The organism is Spirillospora sp. NPDC127506, assembly GCF_040302145.1.
In the GTDB taxonomy this organism is placed as follows: domain Bacteria; phylum Actinomycetota; class Actinomycetes; order Streptosporangiales; family Streptosporangiaceae; genus Spirillospora.
The window spans coordinates 43,954-60,351 of the sequence record NZ_JBEORG010000023.1 but is presented as its reverse complement, the minus strand read 5'-3'; the positions used below and the strand labels follow the sequence as shown (position 1 = coordinate 60,351).

At 77.4% G+C, this 16,398-nt stretch carries 15 protein-coding genes; 6 read left to right on the top strand and 9 right to left on the bottom strand.

The window, feature by feature from the left end:
* Window positions 1-161: 161 nt before the first annotated feature.
* The 6 genes from ABTW95_RS21925 to ABTW95_RS21900 all read right to left on the bottom strand — a co-directional run bounded on the left by ABTW95_RS21925 (window position 162) and on the right by ABTW95_RS21900 (window position 7,920).
* Window positions 162-2,261 (bottom strand): ArnT family glycosyltransferase, encoded by a 2,100-nt coding sequence (locus tag ABTW95_RS21925; RefSeq protein WP_500227237.1) that lies wholly within the window; start codon window positions 2,259-2,261, stop codon window positions 162-164.
* Window positions 2,258-3,613 (bottom strand): glycosyltransferase, encoded by a 1,356-nt coding sequence (locus ABTW95_RS21920; protein WP_500227236.1) that lies wholly within the window; start codon window positions 3,611-3,613, stop codon window positions 2,258-2,260. Before ABTW95_RS21920 ends, ABTW95_RS21925 begins: the two co-directional genes overlap by 4 nt.
* Window positions 3,614-3,782: 169 nt before the next feature.
* Window positions 3,783-5,264, bottom strand: a complete 1,482-nt coding sequence (locus tag ABTW95_RS21915; RefSeq protein ID WP_396454714.1) for a sensor histidine kinase — start codon at window positions 5,262-5,264, stop codon at window positions 3,783-3,785.
* Window positions 5,261-6,007: a response regulator transcription factor gene (locus ABTW95_RS21910; RefSeq protein WP_500227235.1), complete on the bottom strand. Its 747-nt coding sequence runs from the start codon at window positions 6,005-6,007 to the stop codon at window positions 5,261-5,263. The genes ABTW95_RS21915 and ABTW95_RS21910 overlap by 4 nt, the downstream gene beginning before the upstream one ends.
* An 85-nt stretch (window positions 6,008-6,092) precedes the next feature.
* Entirely contained in the window at window positions 6,093-7,532 is a 1,440-nt protein-coding gene (locus ABTW95_RS21905; protein ID WP_500227234.1) for a hypothetical protein, read from the bottom strand.
* 88 nt (window positions 7,533-7,620) lie between these two features.
* A complete protein-coding gene (locus ABTW95_RS21900) occupies window positions 7,621-7,920 on the bottom strand; it encodes a hypothetical protein (RefSeq protein WP_500227233.1) in 300 nt (99 codons plus the stop codon).
* Window positions 7,921-8,238: 318 nt separating this feature from the next.
* Here ABTW95_RS21900 and rsgA point away from each other — a divergent pair, with 318 nt between their 5' ends.
* Window positions 8,239-9,393, top strand: coding sequence for a ribosome small subunit-dependent GTPase A (gene rsgA / locus ABTW95_RS21895; protein WP_500227232.1), 1,155 nt, complete (start codon window positions 8,239-8,241; stop codon window positions 9,391-9,393).
* A 69-nt stretch (window positions 9,394-9,462) separates the two neighbouring features.
* On the opposite strand, the gene ABTW95_RS21890 is transcribed toward rsgA, so the two are convergent.
* Window positions 9,463-10,296: an ABC transporter permease gene (locus ABTW95_RS21890; RefSeq protein ID WP_500227231.1), complete on the bottom strand. Its 834-nt coding sequence runs from the start codon at window positions 10,294-10,296 to the stop codon at window positions 9,463-9,465.
* Window positions 10,293-11,294, bottom strand: coding sequence for an ATP-binding cassette domain-containing protein (locus tag ABTW95_RS21885; RefSeq protein ID WP_500227230.1), 1,002 nt, complete (start codon window positions 11,292-11,294; stop codon window positions 10,293-10,295). Before ABTW95_RS21885 ends, ABTW95_RS21890 begins: the two co-directional genes overlap by 4 nt.
* A 96-nt stretch (window positions 11,295-11,390) precedes the next feature.
* On the opposite strand from ABTW95_RS21885, the gene ABTW95_RS21880 reads away from it, so the two are divergent.
* The 5 genes from ABTW95_RS21880 to ABTW95_RS21860 all read left to right on the top strand — a co-directional run bounded on the left by ABTW95_RS21880 (window position 11,391) and on the right by ABTW95_RS21860 (window position 14,654).
* A complete protein-coding gene (locus tag ABTW95_RS21880; RefSeq protein WP_500227229.1) occupies window positions 11,391-12,128 on the top strand; it encodes a TetR/AcrR family transcriptional regulator in 738 nt (245 codons plus the stop codon).
* A gap of 73 nt (window positions 12,129-12,201) precedes the next feature.
* On the top strand, window positions 12,202-12,645 hold the full coding sequence (locus tag ABTW95_RS21875) for a helix-turn-helix domain-containing protein (RefSeq protein WP_396453833.1): 444 nt from the start codon (window positions 12,202-12,204) through the stop codon (window positions 12,643-12,645).
* Entirely contained in the window at window positions 12,638-13,006 is a 369-nt protein-coding gene (locus ABTW95_RS21870; RefSeq protein ID WP_396453834.1) for a DUF4180 domain-containing protein, read from the top strand. Before ABTW95_RS21875 ends, ABTW95_RS21870 begins: the two co-directional genes overlap by 8 nt.
* 225 nt (window positions 13,007-13,231) lie before the next feature.
* Complete coding sequence (locus tag ABTW95_RS21865) at window positions 13,232-14,185, top strand: alpha/beta hydrolase (RefSeq protein WP_500227228.1); 954 nt, start codon at window positions 13,232-13,234, stop codon at window positions 14,183-14,185.
* A gap of 154 nt (window positions 14,186-14,339) precedes the next feature.
* On the top strand, window positions 14,340-14,654 hold the full coding sequence (locus ABTW95_RS21860; protein ID WP_500227227.1) for a hypothetical protein: 315 nt from the start codon (window positions 14,340-14,342) through the stop codon (window positions 14,652-14,654).
* Between the two features lie 65 nt (window positions 14,655-14,719).
* Here ABTW95_RS21860 and ABTW95_RS21855 read toward each other — a convergent pair whose 3' ends face one another.
* The gene (locus ABTW95_RS21855; protein WP_500227226.1) at window positions 14,720-16,378 is read right to left on the bottom strand and encodes a DUF885 domain-containing protein; all 1,659 of its coding nucleotides are present in this window, start codon (window positions 16,376-16,378) and stop codon (window positions 14,720-14,722) included.
* Between the last annotated feature and the right edge of the window lie 20 nt (window positions 16,379-16,398).

Genomic DNA, 16,398 nt, shown 5'->3' with positions numbered 1-16,398 from the left:
ATCCTGAGCCGAGGCGGCACACGGCGGTGCGGCGGCGCTCGGGGCGCAGGCGTCCCCCGCCCCCCGGTCCCCCGCCCCCGGGTCGTCCCGTCCGGGGCGGCCTGCGGGGCCGGGGTCGGGGTCGGTGGGGTTGATGTGGTGTTCGCCGTGGTCGGTGCGGGTCAGCGCAGCCTGTAGAGCCGGGCGCCGCCGCCGTCGGAGGTTCCGGTGCCGGCGGTCCCGCCGTATTCGCTCGCGTCGACGAGGGCGGCGTTCTGCCGGATCCAGGCGGTGACGCCGGAGGCCGCGCCGCCGCCGGGGCCCGTGCGGCCGCCGAGCAGGACGTAGCGGAGCCTGCCCTCCCGCACGTACCGCTGGAGCTTGCCGACGGTCATGGCGGGGTCGGCGCCGGTGAATCCGCCCATGGCGATGACGGGGCGCCCGGTCCGCAGGATGAGCGAGGACGCCTCCTGGGCGCTGGGGACGGCGACGAGCCAGGTCGCGCCGCGCTGGTTGCGCCGCAGGTAGGAGATCATCCGGTCGTCGGCGCCCCCGCCGGACCGGCCCGATCCGGTGCGCGGCCCGCGTCCGGGCTGATCCCCGCCGGGCGGCGTCGGGGGCCGCTGCCCGCCGGGACCGCCGGGCGTCCGGCCGGGCATGGCTCCCGGCATCCCGCCGGGGATGGCGCCGGGCGGGGTGCCGGGGCGTCCGGCGGGCATGCCGGTGGGGGCGCCGCGTCCGCGCGGGCCGCCGAACCGGTTGCCCGCGGACGGCCCGGCCAGCGGGTCGGTGCCGTTGGAGGCGGTGGAGGCGGCCGACGCGGCATAGGCGCCCGGCCCGGCGAGCCCGGCGGTGGCGGCGAGGACGAGGCCCGCGGCCGCAGCAGATGTCCCGGCGCGCGGCCGGGTGCGCGGGATGAGCCGCCCGGCCAGGAGCGCGGCGGCGGCGAGGGCGGTGGCGGCGGCGACGAGCCACCGCAGCCACGGATGCCAGCCGGGGGTGCGGTCCAGCAGGACGAACGCCCAGGCCCCGGTGGCGGCGGTCCCGGCGGGCAGGACCCACCCCCACGCCGCCGGCCGGCGGTGCGCGGCGGCCGGCAGGACGGCGCCGGCGCCGGTGAGCGCGGCGACGGCGGGGGCCATGGCGGTGGAGTAGTAGGGGTGGAAGGTGCCCTGCGCGAAGCTGAAGACGGCGTAGTGGACGGCGAGCCAGCCGCCCCACAGGATCAGCGCGGCGCGGGCGGGGTCGGTGCGGGGGCGGCGGCGCAGCAGGACGAGCCCGGCGGCCAGGGCGAGGACGGCGAAGGGGATCAGCCAGGAGATCTGGCCGCCGAGGATGTCGTTGAACAGCCGCCCGGCGCCGGGCGCGCCGCCGAACCCGCCGCCGAACCCGGGGCCGCCGCGTCCGCCCGGCCCGTCCTGGCCGAGGACGCGGCCGAGGCCGTTGTAGCCGATGACCAGGTCCAAGGCGGTGCCGTCGGTGCTGCCGCCGATGTAGGGGCGGGAGCGGGCGGGGATCAGGTCGACGGTGAGGACCCACCACAGCGACGAGACCGCCAGGACGGCGCCGGCGGCGGCCAGGTGCGCCAGCCGCCGCCGGATCCCCGGCCGCGCCGCGACCAGGTAGGTCAGGGCCAGCGCGGGGACGGGCAGGAACGCCTGCAGCATCTTGGTGTTGAATCCGCAGCCGATCAGGAACGCCGCGAGCAGCAGGGGCCGCGCCCGCCCGCCGGCGATGGCGCGCTGGCAGGCCCAGGCGGCGGCGACCATCAGCAGGACCAGGAGGGTGTCGGGGTTGTTGTCGCGGTTGATCGCGACGGTGATCGGGGTGAGGGCGAGCACGGCCGCCGCGGTGACCGCGGCGGCGTGCCCGAACGCGCGCCGGACCGCCGCGTGCAGGACGGCGACGGCGGCGACGCCTTCGACGACCTGCGGGAGCAGCAGGCTCCACGTGCCGAATCCGAGGACGCGGGCGGACAGGCCCATCGCCCACAGCGCCAGGGGCGGCTTGTCGACGGTGATGTAGGAGCCGGCGTCCAGGGAGCCGAAGAAGAACGCCTTCCAGCTCTGGGTGCCGCTTTTGACGGCGGCGGAGTAGTAGGCGTTGGCGTATCCGGCGTCCGGCAGCCCCCACCCGTAGAGCGCTCCCGCGGCGATCAGGACGGCCCACAGGGCGGGCCGGGCCCAGCGGGGGTCGTCGGGGGCGCCGAGGAGCAGCCGCCGCAGGGGCCGGGCCGGGGCGGGGCCGCGCCGCCCGGCGGGCGCGGTGGCGGTGGCGGTCACGAGGGCGTCCCTCCGGTGCGGTGTGCGGCGGGGTGTGCGGCTGGGTGTGCGGCTGGGTGTGCGGCGGGGTGTGCGGCGGGGTGTGCGGCGGGGTGTGCGGCGGGGTGTGCGGCTGGGTGTGCGGCGGGGCGCGGGGCGAGACGGCGGGGGTGGAAGATCCAGGCGCGCATCAGCAGGAACCGGGCCAGGGTGGCGGCGGCGTTGGCGGTGACGAGCGCGGCGGCCTCCACGGCGCGGGACGCGCCGGGCGCGGCGGCGTGCAGGGCGGCGAGGCCGCCGGTGGACAGGGCCAGGGCGAGCAGGAACGCGGCGCCGCCTTGGAGCTGGTGGCGCGCGGCGCGGCGGGCGCCGGTGACGCCGAAGGTGAAGCGCCGGTTGGCGGCGGTGTTGCCGATGGTGGTGGCGGTCAGGGACACGGCGTTGGCCCACAGCGGCCCCATGACCGTCCGCAGCGCGGCGAACAGGGCGAGCTGCGCGAGGGTGCTGGCGGCGCCGATGGCGGCGAAGGCGGGCAGCTGGCGTCCCATCCCGGCGGGCAGGGCGGGCGCGGGCCGGGCGGCGGGGGCGCGGAACGCGCCGGTGAGCATGCGGCGGGCGACGCGGGCCATGCCGCGCAGGTCGTCGAGGGCGGTGCGCAGCACGTCGACGCGGCTGTCGGGGTCGTCGACCCAGTCGACGGGGACCTCGTGGATGCGCAGCCCGTTGCGTTCGGCGAGCAGCAGCAGCTCGGTGTCGAAGAACCACGCCTCGTCCTGCACCGCGGGCAGCAGCGCCTGGACGGTCTCGGTGCGGGCGGCTTTGAAGCCGCACTGGGCGTCGGTGAAGCGGGCGGCGAGGGCGGTGCGCAGCAGCAGGTTGTAGCAGCGGGAGATGATCTCGCGGCGGGGGCCGCGGACGACGGCGGAGCCGCGGGTGAGGCGGGACCCGATGGCCAGGTCGCTGTGCCCGGAGATGAGCGGGGCGACCAGCGGCAGGAACGCGTCCAGGTCGGTGGACAGGTCGGCGTCCATGTAGGCGACGACGTCGGCGTCGCTGGCGCCCCACACGTGCCGCAGCGCGCGCCCGCGGCCCTTGTCCTCCAGCCGGACGGCGCGCACGTGCGGGAGCCTGGCCGCCAGGTCCTCGGCGGCCGGCCAGGTGGCGTCGGTGCTGGCGTTGTCGGCGACGGTGATGCGGAACGGGTAGGGGAACGTGGCGGCCAGGTAGGCGTGGAGGCGTTCGACGCTGGCGGCCAGGACGCGTTCTTCGTTGTGGACGGGGACGACCACCTCGACCAGCCGCCGCCGGTCCCCGCGGTCGTGGCGGGGCGGCGGCTCGGCGGGCGTGCCCGGTTCGGTGATGAGGCGACTCATGGGGCCGAGGTTCGGCGGCGGCCGTGGGAGGCGGGTGAGGCGCCGATTAACGCGCCATGAGAAACCGCGGGGCAGCGCGGCCCCGGCGGGGTCGGTCGGCGGGGTCGGTCGGCGGGGTCGGTCGGCGGGGTCGGTCGGCGGGGTCGGTCGGCGGGGTCGGTCGGCGGGGTCAGTCGGGGGGTGCGGGGGTGCCGGGGAGGCGGACGCGGGCCAGGGTGCCGCCGCCGGGGGCGGGTTCGAGGGTCACTCGGCCGCCGGTCTCGGCGACGACGCGGGCGACGATGGACAGCCCGAGCCCCGAGCCGGGCAGGCTCCGCGCGGACGGGGACCGCCAGAACCGCTCGAACACGTGCGGGAGGTCCTCGGCGGGGATGCCGGGGCCGCGGTCGCGGACGGTCAGCTCCCCGCCGGCGAGCCGGACGGTGACGGTGCCGCCGGGCGGGCTGAACTTGACGGCGTTGTCCAGCAGGTTGACGACGGCGCGTTCCAGGGACGCCGGGTCGCCGTGCACGTACCAGGGGTCGGCGCGGGATTCGACGGTGAGGCCGGGGCCGCGCAGCCGGGCGCGCGCCACGGCGCGGGCGGCGACGTCGTGCAGGGCGACGGTCTCGCGGGCGGGCCGCGCGTCGGCGGGCCGGGCCAGTTCCAGCAGGTCGCCGACGAGGCTGGACAGCTCCCGCATCTGCGCCTTGACGCCGGTGAGCAGGGTGCGGCGGGCGTCGGGGGGCAGGTTGCGGCCGGTGGCCTCGGCGCGCAGCAGCAGGTCGATGTTGGTGCGCAGGCTGGTGAGGGGGGTGCGCAGCTCGTGCCCGGCGTCGGCGATGAGCTGCCGCTGCCGTTCGCGGGACGCGGCCAGCGCGGCGGTCATGGCGTTGAAGGAGCGCGACAGGCGGGCGATCTCGTCGGTGCCCTCCGCGGGGATGCGGGTGGCGAGGTCCTCGGTGCGGGCGATGTGCTCGGCGGCGCCGGTCAGCTCGTCCACCGGCCGCAGCGACGCGCGGGCGATCGCCAGGCCGGCGGCGGCCGACACCAGCACGCCCAGGGCGGTGACGGCGGTGAGCAGCAGCGCGAGGTTGTCCAGCGGCCCCTCGACCTCGTCCAGGGAGATGGCGTAGGACACCGCGGCCTGGGTTCCGTCCGCGGCGCGGAAGGAGCGGGTGAGGACGCGGACGTGGTCGGTGCCGCCGCCGGCGGTGGTGCCGGTGCCGTCGTGGTAGGCGTGGCCGCGTTCGCCGCGGGCGACTTCGACGTCCTGCGCGGTGACGCGCAGCGCCCCGGAGCCGGGCAGGGTGCAGCGCCGCCCGTCGGCGGTCACCGCCTGGGTCATCTCGAAGGGGCCGGGCGGCGGGTTGAGGCTGGCGGAGGGGTCGTGGGAGCAGCGGGCCAGGGCGTCCTCGATCCGCTGGGCGGCGCCGCGGAACGGGCGGTCGTGCTCGGGTCCGGGCGGCCCGCCGGTGGTGGCGGCCAGCCGCCGGTCGAGCTCGGTGTAGAGCTGGTTGCGGGTGAGCAGCCACCCGGCGGTGGCGCAGGCGGCGACGGCGAGCGCGACGGCGGCGGCGGTCAGCAGCGCCAGCCGGGTGCGCAGCGTGAGCCGCCGGGTCACCGGGGCCCGGGCCGCGGACGCCCGGGCGGCCGGCGCCGCCCGGTTCATGGGGACGCCGCCGCGCGCAGCACGTACCCGACGCCGCGGACGGTGTGCACGAGCCGCGGCAGCCCGCCTGCCTCGGTCTTGCGCCGCAGGTACATCACGTACACGTCCAGGGAGTTGGAGGCGGGTTCGAAGTCGAACCCCCACACGGTCTCCAGGATCTGCTCGCGGGTGAGGACCTGGCGGGGGTGGGCCAGGAACATCTCCAGCAGCATGTACTCGGTGCGGGTCAGCTCGACGGGCCGGCCGGCGCGGGTGACCTCGCGGGTGAGGGTGTCCATGCGCAGGTCGCCGAACGCCAGCACGGCGCCGGTGCTCCCGGCGGCGGCTCCGGCGGGGGTGGGCGCGGTGTTCATGGCGGCGCGGCGCAGCAGGGCGCGGACGCGGGCGAGCAGCTCGTCGAGTTCGAACGGCTTGGCCAGGTAGTCGTCGGCGCCGGCGTCCAGGCCGGTGACGCGGTCGCCGACCATGTCGCGGGCGGTGAGCATCAGCACCGGCATGGTGGCGCCGAGGGCGCGCAGCCGGCGGCAGGCGGTCAGGCCGTCCATCCGCGGCATGAGGACGTCCAGGACGACCAGGTCGGGGGCCCGCCGTTCGACCTGGTCGAGCGCCGCGACGCCGTCGGCGGCCCCGGCGACCAGGTATCCCTCGAACTCCAGGCTGCTGGTCAGCGACTCGCGGACGGCGGGTTCGTCGTCCACGACCAGGATCCGCGCGGGCCCGGCTCCCCGGGTGTCGGGCTGCATGCACACACGGTAGACAGTGCCGGTGGGCGGCCCGTCCGCCGGAGGCGGTTTCTCATGGTTCTCTCAGAATGTTCTGAGCGCCGTTTCAGGACCCGGGCGGCGTGTCCGCCCCCGCGCCGGCCCCTGCGCCGGCCCCTGTGCGGGCATCTGTGTCGGCCTGGGTCTCCGCGGTGATCTCCACGGTGGCGCGAGCGGTGGCCTCGGCGGTGGCCTCGGCGGTGGCCAGGGCCCAGGGGTCCCCGGTCGCGGAGGCCGTGCCGACCGCGGCTCCGGCGGTCGTGACGGTGGTCTCGGCGGTGGCCAGCGCCCACACGTCGCCCTCGACGACGGTGGCCCTGACGGTGCTCTCGACCGGGGCGGTGCCGGGGGCGGGGCGGGTCGCGGCGGTCCAGGTGGTCTTGGCGACGTCCACGACGACGTCGCGGGAGACGTCGAGGATCATGCCGCGCAGCCGTTCCCGCATGGCGAGTTTGAGCGCGTCGCGCAGCAGTTCGCGCAGGACGGCCTCCATCGCGGCGGCGGCGGTGCGGGACGCGGCGCGGGCGGCCAGGTCGCGGGCGGTGCGGGCGACGGCGCTGCCCGCGGCGGCGGTGAGCACGCCGGCGGCGGTGCGGGCGGCCTCGGACCCGGCGGCGCGGGTGGCGAGCCCGGCGGCGGCGCCGGCGAGCGGTTCCAGCTCGGCGGCCAGGCCCGTCTCGCGGGCGGTGTCGCGGGCGGTGTCGCGCAGGGCGGCGGCGACGTCGCGGGCGGCCTGCTCGGCGGTCTCGCGGACGACCCGGGCGACGACGTCGCGGGCGGCGGTCATGGCGGCGTCGGCTGCGGCGCCGGCGACGGTGTCGATCGCGGCGTCCACGACGAGCCGGGTGGCGGCCTGCACGACGGGCGCGGACGCGGTGCGGCCGGCGACGTCGCGGGCGGTGTCCAGGGCGGTGGCGGTGGCGGCGCGGGCCAGCGGGCTCTCGGCGGCGAGGCGCCGCGCGGCGGCCGCCACGGGGTGCCGGGCGGCCTGCTCGGCGAGCTGCTCGGCGAGGGTCATGGCGGTGGCGGCGGCCTCGAACGCGCCGGCGGCGGCGGGGTTGGCGGCCGCGGCGGCGCGGGCCTCGGCGACGGCCCGCTCGGCGGCGGCGCGCGCGGCGCGGACGGCGGCGTCCCGCGCGGCGCCCTCGATCGCCTTCATGGCGGGGGTGCCGGCCACCTGCTCCAGGATGCGGTCGGCGGTGAGCGCGGCGGCGTCCCGCGCGGCGTCGCGGACCGGCTGCCCGGCGTGCGCGGCGGCGCGCGCGGCGGACGCGGCGGCCGGGGCCAGCCCGTCCCAGATCTCCTCCAGCAGCTGCGCGGCGTCCCGGTCGGCGCGCCGGGCCCGCTCGGCGAGCCCCGCCTCCGGCCGGTCGGCGCCCGGCCGCTCCTCGCGGCGGTCGTCGCGCCGGTCGTCCTGCCGGTCGTGCTCGCGCCGGTCGTCCTGCCGGTCGTCGTGCTGGTCGTCGTGCTGGTCGTCGTCGTGCCGGTCGTTGTCGTCCACGGCCATGCCCCTCATCGCGATGCGCCCCCCAAATCACCATAACTTCCGTCCGGCGCCGTCACTCCCCCGGCCGCGCGGCCGGCGGTGTCGGCGGTCACCGCCCGCAGGCGCGGCACGGGCGGCGGGTGCGGCGGGCGTAGCCGCGGGCGGCGGCGGCCATCCCGGCGCCCCAGGCCAGGTAGGCGGGGACGGCGACCCAGAAGAACGCCTCGGGAAGGTCCAGGCCGCCGCCGGGCGGGAACGGGTCGCGGCCGTGCAGCCGCTCCCAGATCATCTGCAGCAGCCCGACCCCGAAGTAGACGGTGAGGCCGCCGGAGATCGCGGCGGCGGTCAGGCGCCGCCCGGGGGGCGGCGCCGCGGGGGCGCGGGTCTGCGCGGGCGGTGCGGCGGCCATGGCGACGATGCTGCGCCGTCTCGGCGGGCGGCGCCTCCCCGCCGCGGCCGATCCCCCTCCCCCGCGCGGGTGATGCCGCCCGGCCGGGCCGCGGTGCGCACGTGCGCGGGTTAATGGTTGGCGCGGCGGCGGGGCGGGCGGGTAGTGTCGCGCGTGAGCGTGAAGGAGGTGGGGACGCATGGCCGTCGTCTCGGTCGCTGCTGCGCGCAGCGCTCAGCCAGTCCCCATCCCCGGGGCCGCCGGCTGACCTGATCCCGCACGTACGGTGCGGCGTCCTCACGCCGGGGTCCCCTTTTTCACGCAAAGGGTTCCAAACCAGTGTCTTCTTCTTTCTCGGGTCCGTCCCTTCTGGCCGCCTACGGCTGGGACGAGGCCCTGGACGAGGTGTTCTCCTCTTATCGCGCGGCGGGTCTGGTGCCCGCGCGCGTGGCCGCGGTGGACCGCGGCCTGTGCGACGTGGTCGCCGAGGACGGCCCGGCCCGGGCGTCCACGGCCGCGCTGTCCACGACGGCGCTGTCCACGACGGCGCTGTCCACGACGGCGCTGTCCACGGCGGCCGTGCCGGGTGATCCGCCGGCGGCGCCGTGCACGGGCGACTGGGCGGCGCTGCGCCCGGACGGGCCGGGCGGGCGCCCGGCGGTGGCGGCGCTGCTGCCGCGCCGGACCGCGATCGTGCGGGCGTCGGCGGCGCGCGATTCGCGGGGCCAGGTGCTGGCCGCCAACGTCGACACCGTCGCGGTGACGGTGCCGCTGGACGCCCGCCCGGCTCCGGGGCGGATCGAGCGGCTGGTGGCGCTGGCCTGGGAGAGCGGGGCGCGGCCGGTGGTCGTGCTGACCAAGGCCGACCGTGCGCCCGGCGCGGCCGGCGCGGCGGCCGAGGCCGCCGCCGCGGCGCCGGGCGTTCAGGTGGTGGCGTGCAGCGCCGCGACCGGCGCCGGCGTCGACGCGGTCCGCGCGGCGCTGACCGGGACGGTGGCGCTGGTCGGGCCGTCGGGCGCGGGCAAGTCCACGCTGGGCAACGCGCTGCTGGGCGCCGAGGTCCTGGCGACCGGCGCGGTGCGCGAGAGCGACGGCAGGGGCCGGCACACCACGGTGCGGCGGGAGCTGCTGCCGCTGCCGGGCGGCGGTGTGCTGATCGACACGCCGGGGCTGCGCGGTGTCGGCCTGTTCGGTGCGTCGGAGGGCCTGGAGCGGACGTTCGCCGACGTGGAGGAGCTGGCCGCGGGGTGCCGGTTCGGCGACTGCGCGCACCTGTCGGAGCCGGGCTGCGCGGTGCTGGCCGCGGTCGAGGACGGGACGCTGCCGCGCCGCCGCCTCGACAGCTACCGCCGGCTGCTGCGCGAGAACGCGTGGGCGGCGTCGCGCACCGACGCGCGGCTGCGCGCCGAGCGGGAGAACCGGTGGAAGTCGGTCAGCAGGGCGCAGCGCCGCATGTACCGGGACCGCGACCGGGGGCGGGGGCGGGACCGGTGAGGCGGCCGGCCGCGCGGGTGTGAGGGCACCCCGCGGCCCGCGGTCTGGGCGTCCGCGGGCCGCGGGGTGTCACCGGTCGCGGTGCCGGTAGGTGCGCACCGACAGCGGCACGAACACCGCGAGCAGCAGCAGCGCCCACCCGGCGGTGGCGGCGACGGGGTGGGCGATCGGCCATGCCTGGCCGGCGGCGGCCGCGCCGGGGTTGCCGAACAGGTCGCGCAGGGCGGCGGTGAGGGCGCTGACGGGGTTCCAGTCGGCGACGACCTGCAGGGCCGTGGGCATGCCGCCGGTGGGGACGAAGGAGTTGGACAGCATGGTGACGGGGAACACCAGCGGGAGGAGCTGGTCGGCGGTCTGCTCGTTCTTGACCACCAGGCCGAGGTAGCAGCCGGCCCAGCTCAGCGCGTACCGCATGAGGCCCAGCAGCGCGAACGCCTCGACGGTGGGCCAGATCCCGTTGTGGGCGCGCCAGCCGACGATGAGCCCGGCGGTGGCCATGATGACCATGCCGAGGATCCCGTTGAGGATCTCGGCGCCGGTGTGCCCGAACGGGACGGCCGAGCGGGCCATCGGCATGGAGCGGAACCGGTCCATGACGCCGCGGGAGGCGTCGGTGGCGACCCGCATGGCGACCGCCATGGTGGCGGTGAAGGTGACCATGGCGAACAGGCCGGGCATGAGGTACTCGCGGTAGTCGCCGCCGCCGGGGACGGCGATGGCGCTGCCGAACACGTACCCGAACAGCACGACCATGACGGCGGGGAAGATCAGCGCGGCGATGAGCTCGCCGGGTTCCTGGCGGATGCGCGACAGCTCGCGCCCGATGAGGGTGAGGCCGTCGGCGAGGGTCCAGCGCAGCCGCCCGGCGCGGGTGGGCGGGGCGGGCGCGGTGAGCGCGGTCATCGGACGGTCTCCTTCTCCCGGTGTTCGCCGGCGGCGCCGGTCGCGGTGGCGCCGGTGCCGGCGGCGGCGTCGGAGGCGGTGAGGCGCAGGAACACCTCGTCGAGGGTGGGGCGGCGCAGCCCGGCGTCGGCGGCGGCGACGCCGGCGCGGTCGAGTTCGCGGACGACGTCGGCGAGCCGGACGGCCCCGGCGGGCAGCGCGACCGAGAGGCGGTCGCCGTCCAGGACGGGGTGGGCGCCGGCGAGGGAGCGCAGGACGGCGGCGGCGGCGCCGGCGTCGGCGGGGTCGTCCAGGACGACGTCGAGGCGGTCGCCGATGGAGGACTTCAGCTCGTCGGGGGTGCCGGTGGCGATGACGCGGCCGTGGTCGACGACGGCGATGTCGTCGGCGAGCCGGTCGGCCTCGTCCAGGTACTGGGTGGTGAGCAGGACGGTGGTGCCGTCGGCGACCAGGCCGCGGACGGCGTCCCAGATCTCGCCGCGGCTGCGGGGGTCCAGGCCGGTGGTGGGCTCGTCCAGGAACAGCACCTGGGGCCGCAGGATCAGGCTGGTGATCAGGTCGAGGCGGCGGCGCATGCCGCCGGAGTAGCCGGCGACCTGCCGGTCGGCGGCCTCGGCCAGCCCGAACCGCTCCAGCAGCTCGTCGGCGCGGCGGCGGGCCTCGCGCCGCGGCAGGTGGTAGAGGCGGCCGAACATGCGCAGGTTGCCGCGGCCGGTGAGCTTCTCGTCGACGTCGGCGTGCTGCCCGGCCAGCCCGATGCGGGCGCGGACCTCGTCGGGCCGGCGGGCGACGTCGTACCCGGCGACGCGGGCGCGGCCGGAGTCGGCGTCGGCGAGGGTCGCCAGGATCCGCACGGCGGTGGTCTTGCCGGCGCCGTTGGGGCCGAGGAGCCCGCAGACGGTCCCGGCGGGGACGGCGAGGTCGAGGCCGTCCAGGGCCTGGGTGGCGCCGTAGCGCTTGCGCAGCGCCTCGGCGGCCACGATCGGTTCGTCGGTCACGACACCCTCCTCTGGGTACGGTGTACGCAGACCACGGTAGACAACCGGGTACGGTGTACGCAACTAGGATGCTCATGAAGACGACGAGGAGGTCCGGTGGCACGCGCCGAGCGGCAGGTGAGCATCTGGTCGATCCCCGAGCGGCAGGGCCGGGGGCCGAGCCCCGCCTACAGCCGCGCCCAGATCACCGAGGCCGCGGTCCGCATCGCCGACGCCGACGGCCTGGAGGCCGCCTCGATGCGCCGCATCGCCGCCGAGCTCGGCACCGGCGCGATGTCGCTGTACCGCTACGTGCCCTCCCGCGACGACCTGCTGGACCTGATGGCCGACCACGTGCTGCTGGAGGCCGACCTGCCCGAGCGGCCCTCGGGCGACTGGCGGGCCGACCTGAGGCTGATCGCGGAGAGCACCCGCGAGATGTGGCTGCGCCACCCCTGGCTGGCGGACCTGCACCGCCCCACCGCCACGCTCGGCCCCAACCGGCTGCGGCTGCTGGAGTTCGCGTTCGGCGCCCTGGACGTCGGCATCCCGATCGACGAGATGGTCACCCTGCTGGACATGCTCACCGGCTACGTCGAGCGCGTCGTGCGCGGCGAGATCGAGTGGCGGCGCGAGATGCGCGAGCACGGGATGACCCCCGAGCGCTGGATGATGCAGAGCGCCCCCTACGTCCGCACGCTCATGGAGACCGGCCGGTACCCGATGTTCGAGCGCATCGTCAAGGACGCGCGCATACCCCACATGACCAGCGAGGAGCAGTTCCGCTACGGCCTGGAGCGCGTCCTGGACTGCATCGCCGGCGCCCTCCCCGACGCCCCGCGGCCCCGCGCCTGACCCGGCCCCGCCGACCCCGCCCGACTCCCTAAACCTCCCTATCGGTCCCATTCGTAGGGTAGTTTGGGGAGTGATGGCGGAGAGAATGTACTCGGTGGAGGAGGTCGCGGACCTTCTCGGGCTGCACGTGCGGACGGTGCGCGGCTACATCCGGGACGGCCGGCTGAACGCCGTGCGGATCGGCAGGCAGTACCGGATCGCGCCCGCCGACGTGGAAGCCCTGACCGGGCGCCCGGCGCCGCCCGCCGCGCCGGCGGTGGAGGTGTCCAGCATCGTGCAGGTCGACGGGGTCGGGCCGGACGCGGCCGCCCGGCTGGCCACCCTCGTGCAGGCGGCCGCGAACACCGGCGGCCCCGCGCGGGCGCTGCGGCTGCAGGTCGTCCACGACGCCGAGCGGCGCCGGATGAAGATCGTGGTCCTGGGCGGGGCCGCCGCGACCGCGGACCTGCTCCGCCTGCTGGACGAGGTGATCGGCGGCGGGAACGCGCTGCTGGAGGGGGAGCGGGCCGATGGCTGACCAGATCCAGGAGCTGGGCGGCACCAGGGTGCTGGTGTGCGACCCGGACGGGCCGCCGATCGCCACCGAGCGCGACGCCCTCGACCTGATCGGCGCGACCTACCTGGGCGCCGAGGCGGTGGCGGTTCCGGCGTCCCGGCTGGACGAGCGGTTCTTCGCCCTCGGCACCCGGTTCGCCGGGGAGGTCATGCAGAAGTTCGTCAACTACCGGGTGCGGCTGGCCGTCGTCGGGGACGTGTCCGCCCATGCCGCCGCCAGCCCGGCGCTGGCGGCGCTGGTGCGCGAGTCGAACGCGGCCGGCCACGTGTGGTTCGTCCCCGACCTGGACGCCCTGGAGTCCCGCCTGCGCGCCGCCGGCTGACCGCGCGGCCCGCCGAGCGGGGGGCGGCTGAGCGGGGGCCGCTGAGCGAGGAGGCGGCGCCCGGTTCCGGGCCGCTGCGCGGGACCCCGCCCCCAGGGTGACGCGGGGACGGGATCCGCGGCGGCCGCATGATCAGAGTGCCTCCGCCGCGCCGCGCGCCGCAACGGCTTTTCCCGCCGCGCCGCCCGCCCGGGACGCCCCGCTCAGGTCGGTAGGCTCCCGGGTGTGACGGGACGCGATCCGGAGTACCTGGCGTTCCTGCGCCGCCGCCTCGCCGACCCCGCCGAGACCGGCGAGTCCGGCGGGACGGTCCAGGACGCGCGGCGCGAGCACGCCGCCGACCTCGCCCGCTCACCCCGCCCGCCCGTGCGCACCGTCCGGGACCTGACCGTCGACGGCCCCGCCGGGCCGCTGCCCGCACGGCTCTACCTGCACACCCCCCGCACCCCCGCGCCGCTGCTGGTGTACTTCCACGGCGGCGGATGGGTGCTCGGCGACGTCGACTCCTACGACCCGGTCGTGCGGGCCCTCGCCGTCGCCAGCGGCGTCGCGTGGCTGTCGGTCGGCTACCGGCGCCCGCCCGAGGACCCCTTCCCCGCCGCCGTGGACGACGCCGTCGCCGCCGTCCGCTGGGCCGTCCGCAACGCCGACCTCCTCGGCGCCGACCCCGCGCGGATCGGGGTGGCCGGCGACAGCGCCGGAGGGCAGATCGCCGCCGCGGCCGCCGGGATCCTGCGCGCCCCCGGCCCCTGCCGGCCCGCCCTGCAGGTGCTGCTGTACCCGGCGCTCGACCTGCGGGCCGTCCCCCCGCCGCTGCCCGACCCCGACGGACTGGAACTGCCCCGCTCCGGCGTCGACCGCGCCCTGCGCGCCTACCTGCGCGGCACCGACCGCACCCGCCCCGACGTCTCCCCGCTGCTGGACCCCGACCCGGCCGGCCTGCCGCCCGCGGTCATCGCCACCGCCGAGCACGACCGGCTGCGCCCCCAGGCCGAGCGGCACGCCGCCCGGCTCCGCGCCGCCGGCGTCCCCGTCACCCTCGTCCCCGGCACCGGGCTGGACCACGGCTTCCTCGGCTGGGGCGCGTTCGCGCGCCGCCCCGCCGAGGGCATCGCCGCGATCGGCGCGGCCGTCCACGACGCCCTCACCGGCGTTCCGGACCGCCCGCAACACCGGTGACATCGACCTTAAAGCCCCTTGCCTCAGCCGTTTAACCGGCTTGACGTGGGAAATCACAGACTCACAAGCGTTTTCCGGAACGCGCGGACGGCGGGCCGGCGAAGCGCCGGAGGCCGAGGGGGTCAGGACCGTGCAGAAGACGCATGAGATGCGGATGGTACGGACCGCGGGGTCCGGGCTGGAGGAATGGGCCTGCCCCACCTGCGGCCGCCGCATGCTGCTGCGGTGGCCTCCCCACTACGTCAAGCACGTCCTCGACGACGGCGACGAGCGGGCCTGCCACATCGCCCGCACCCCCGACGACCCTCCGGCCGGCACCACCGACTCCGACTCCGGCACCGACTCCGGCACCGGCAGCGACTCCGCGGCGACCCGCCGGACCGGCGGCGGCGAAGCGCACCTGGGCGCCCGCCGGTGGCTCCGCGAGACCGGCGCCGCCGCCCTCGCCCGCCCCTCCGAACCCGTCTGACCTCCCGCCCCCCGGGTCCGCCCCCCGGGTCCGTCCTCCGGTCCGTCGTGTCCGGTCCGCCGGACTCAGACGCGCTCCAGCTCGGCGCGCAGCAGGTCCAGGCCCATCGGCCCCAGATCCAGCGCCCTGCGGTGGAACTCCTTCAGATCGAACGCCGCGCCCGCCCGCCGCCGCGCCGCCTCACGCGCCTCCAGCCACACCCTCTCCCCCAGCTTGTAGGCGATCGCCTGCCCCGGACGCCCCAGGTACCGGTCGATCTCGAACGCCACCACCGAATCGGGATCGGGCCCCTTGCGGGACCGCAGGAACGCGAACCCCAGCTCCGGCGTCCACCGCTCCCCCTCGTGGAACCCCGCCCCCGCCGGGATCGGCAGCTCCAGATGCAGCCCGATGTCCAAGATCACCCGCGCCGCCCGGAACCGCTGCCCGCCCGCCAGCATCCCCAGCCGGTGCGCCGGATCGGCGTAGTACCCCAGCTCGTCCATCAGCCGCTCCGCGTACAGGCCCCACCCCTCCGAATGCCCCGGATGCAGCTCGCTCGACACCCGCTGGAACCGGTTCAGCCGCGGGTTCAGCGTCGTCACCCCCAGCTGCAGGTGATGGCCCGGCACCCCCTCGTGGAACATCGTCGTCGGCACCGTCCACGTCACGATCTCCGCCGCCGGGTCCTGCACCGTCCACCACACCGTCCCCGGACGCGACAGGTCCTCCGCCGGCGCCAGATAGTAGATCCCCGACTCCACCGGCGGGATCCGGCACTCGATCCGCCGCAGCGGCTCGGGGATGTCGAAATGCGCCCCGTCCAGATCAGCGATCGCCCGGTCCGCCAGCTCCTGGATCCACCCCCGGAACGCCTCCGCACCCGCCACCCGGTACGCCGGATCGGCGTCCAGCGCCGCCATCACCGCCGGCAGCGGCTCCCCCGGCAGGATCTCCGCCGCCGCGTCCGCCATCTCCGCCTCGATCCGCGCCAGCTCCTCCCAGCCCCACGCGTACGTCTCCGCCAGATCCAGCTCCGTCCCCAGGAAGTCCCGCACCCCCAGCCGGTACCGGTCGGCGCCCAGCGCGTCCCGCTCCGGCGCCCGCGGCGCCAGCGTCCCGGTCAGGAACGACCCGAACTCCGCCAGCGCCGCCGACGCGCCCCGAACCGCCGCCGCCAGCTCCTCCCCCGCCGCGCCCGCGGGCGCACCGGCGCCCCGCCGCGACGCCAGGCCCGCCAGATACGCCGGGAACTCCGCGCACTCGCGCGCGTTGCGGACGACCTGCCGCCGCGCCGCGACCCGCCCCTTCGCGCACGCCCGCTCCAGCGACACCCGCAGCCCCGCCAGCGCCCCCGGAAGCGCCCGCAACCGCGCGCACAGCGCCGCCCAGTCGGTCTGCGGCCCCCGGTCCAGCAGCTCCACCGCCATCCGCAGCCGCTGCACCGGCCCGTCGGTGGTGTCCAGGAAACCGTCGCGCACCCCCGCCTCGTCCAACGCCACCTCGACCTCGAGCCGCTCGCGCATCACCGCCGCCGCGACCCGCCCCGCCTCGCCCTCCACCGGCACCCGGCCCAGCTCGGCCAGCGTCCGCCGCACCAGCTCCGCCCGCGCCGCCACCCCGTCCGGGCCGTAGTCGGTCAGCCCCGCGTCCTGCCCCGCGATCCCCATCAGCGCCGCCAGGCACGGATCCAGCGCCGCGAACTCGTCGGCGTACCGGCCGGCCAGGTCATCCAGTGCGGTCATCGCCCCAGGCTACGACCCGC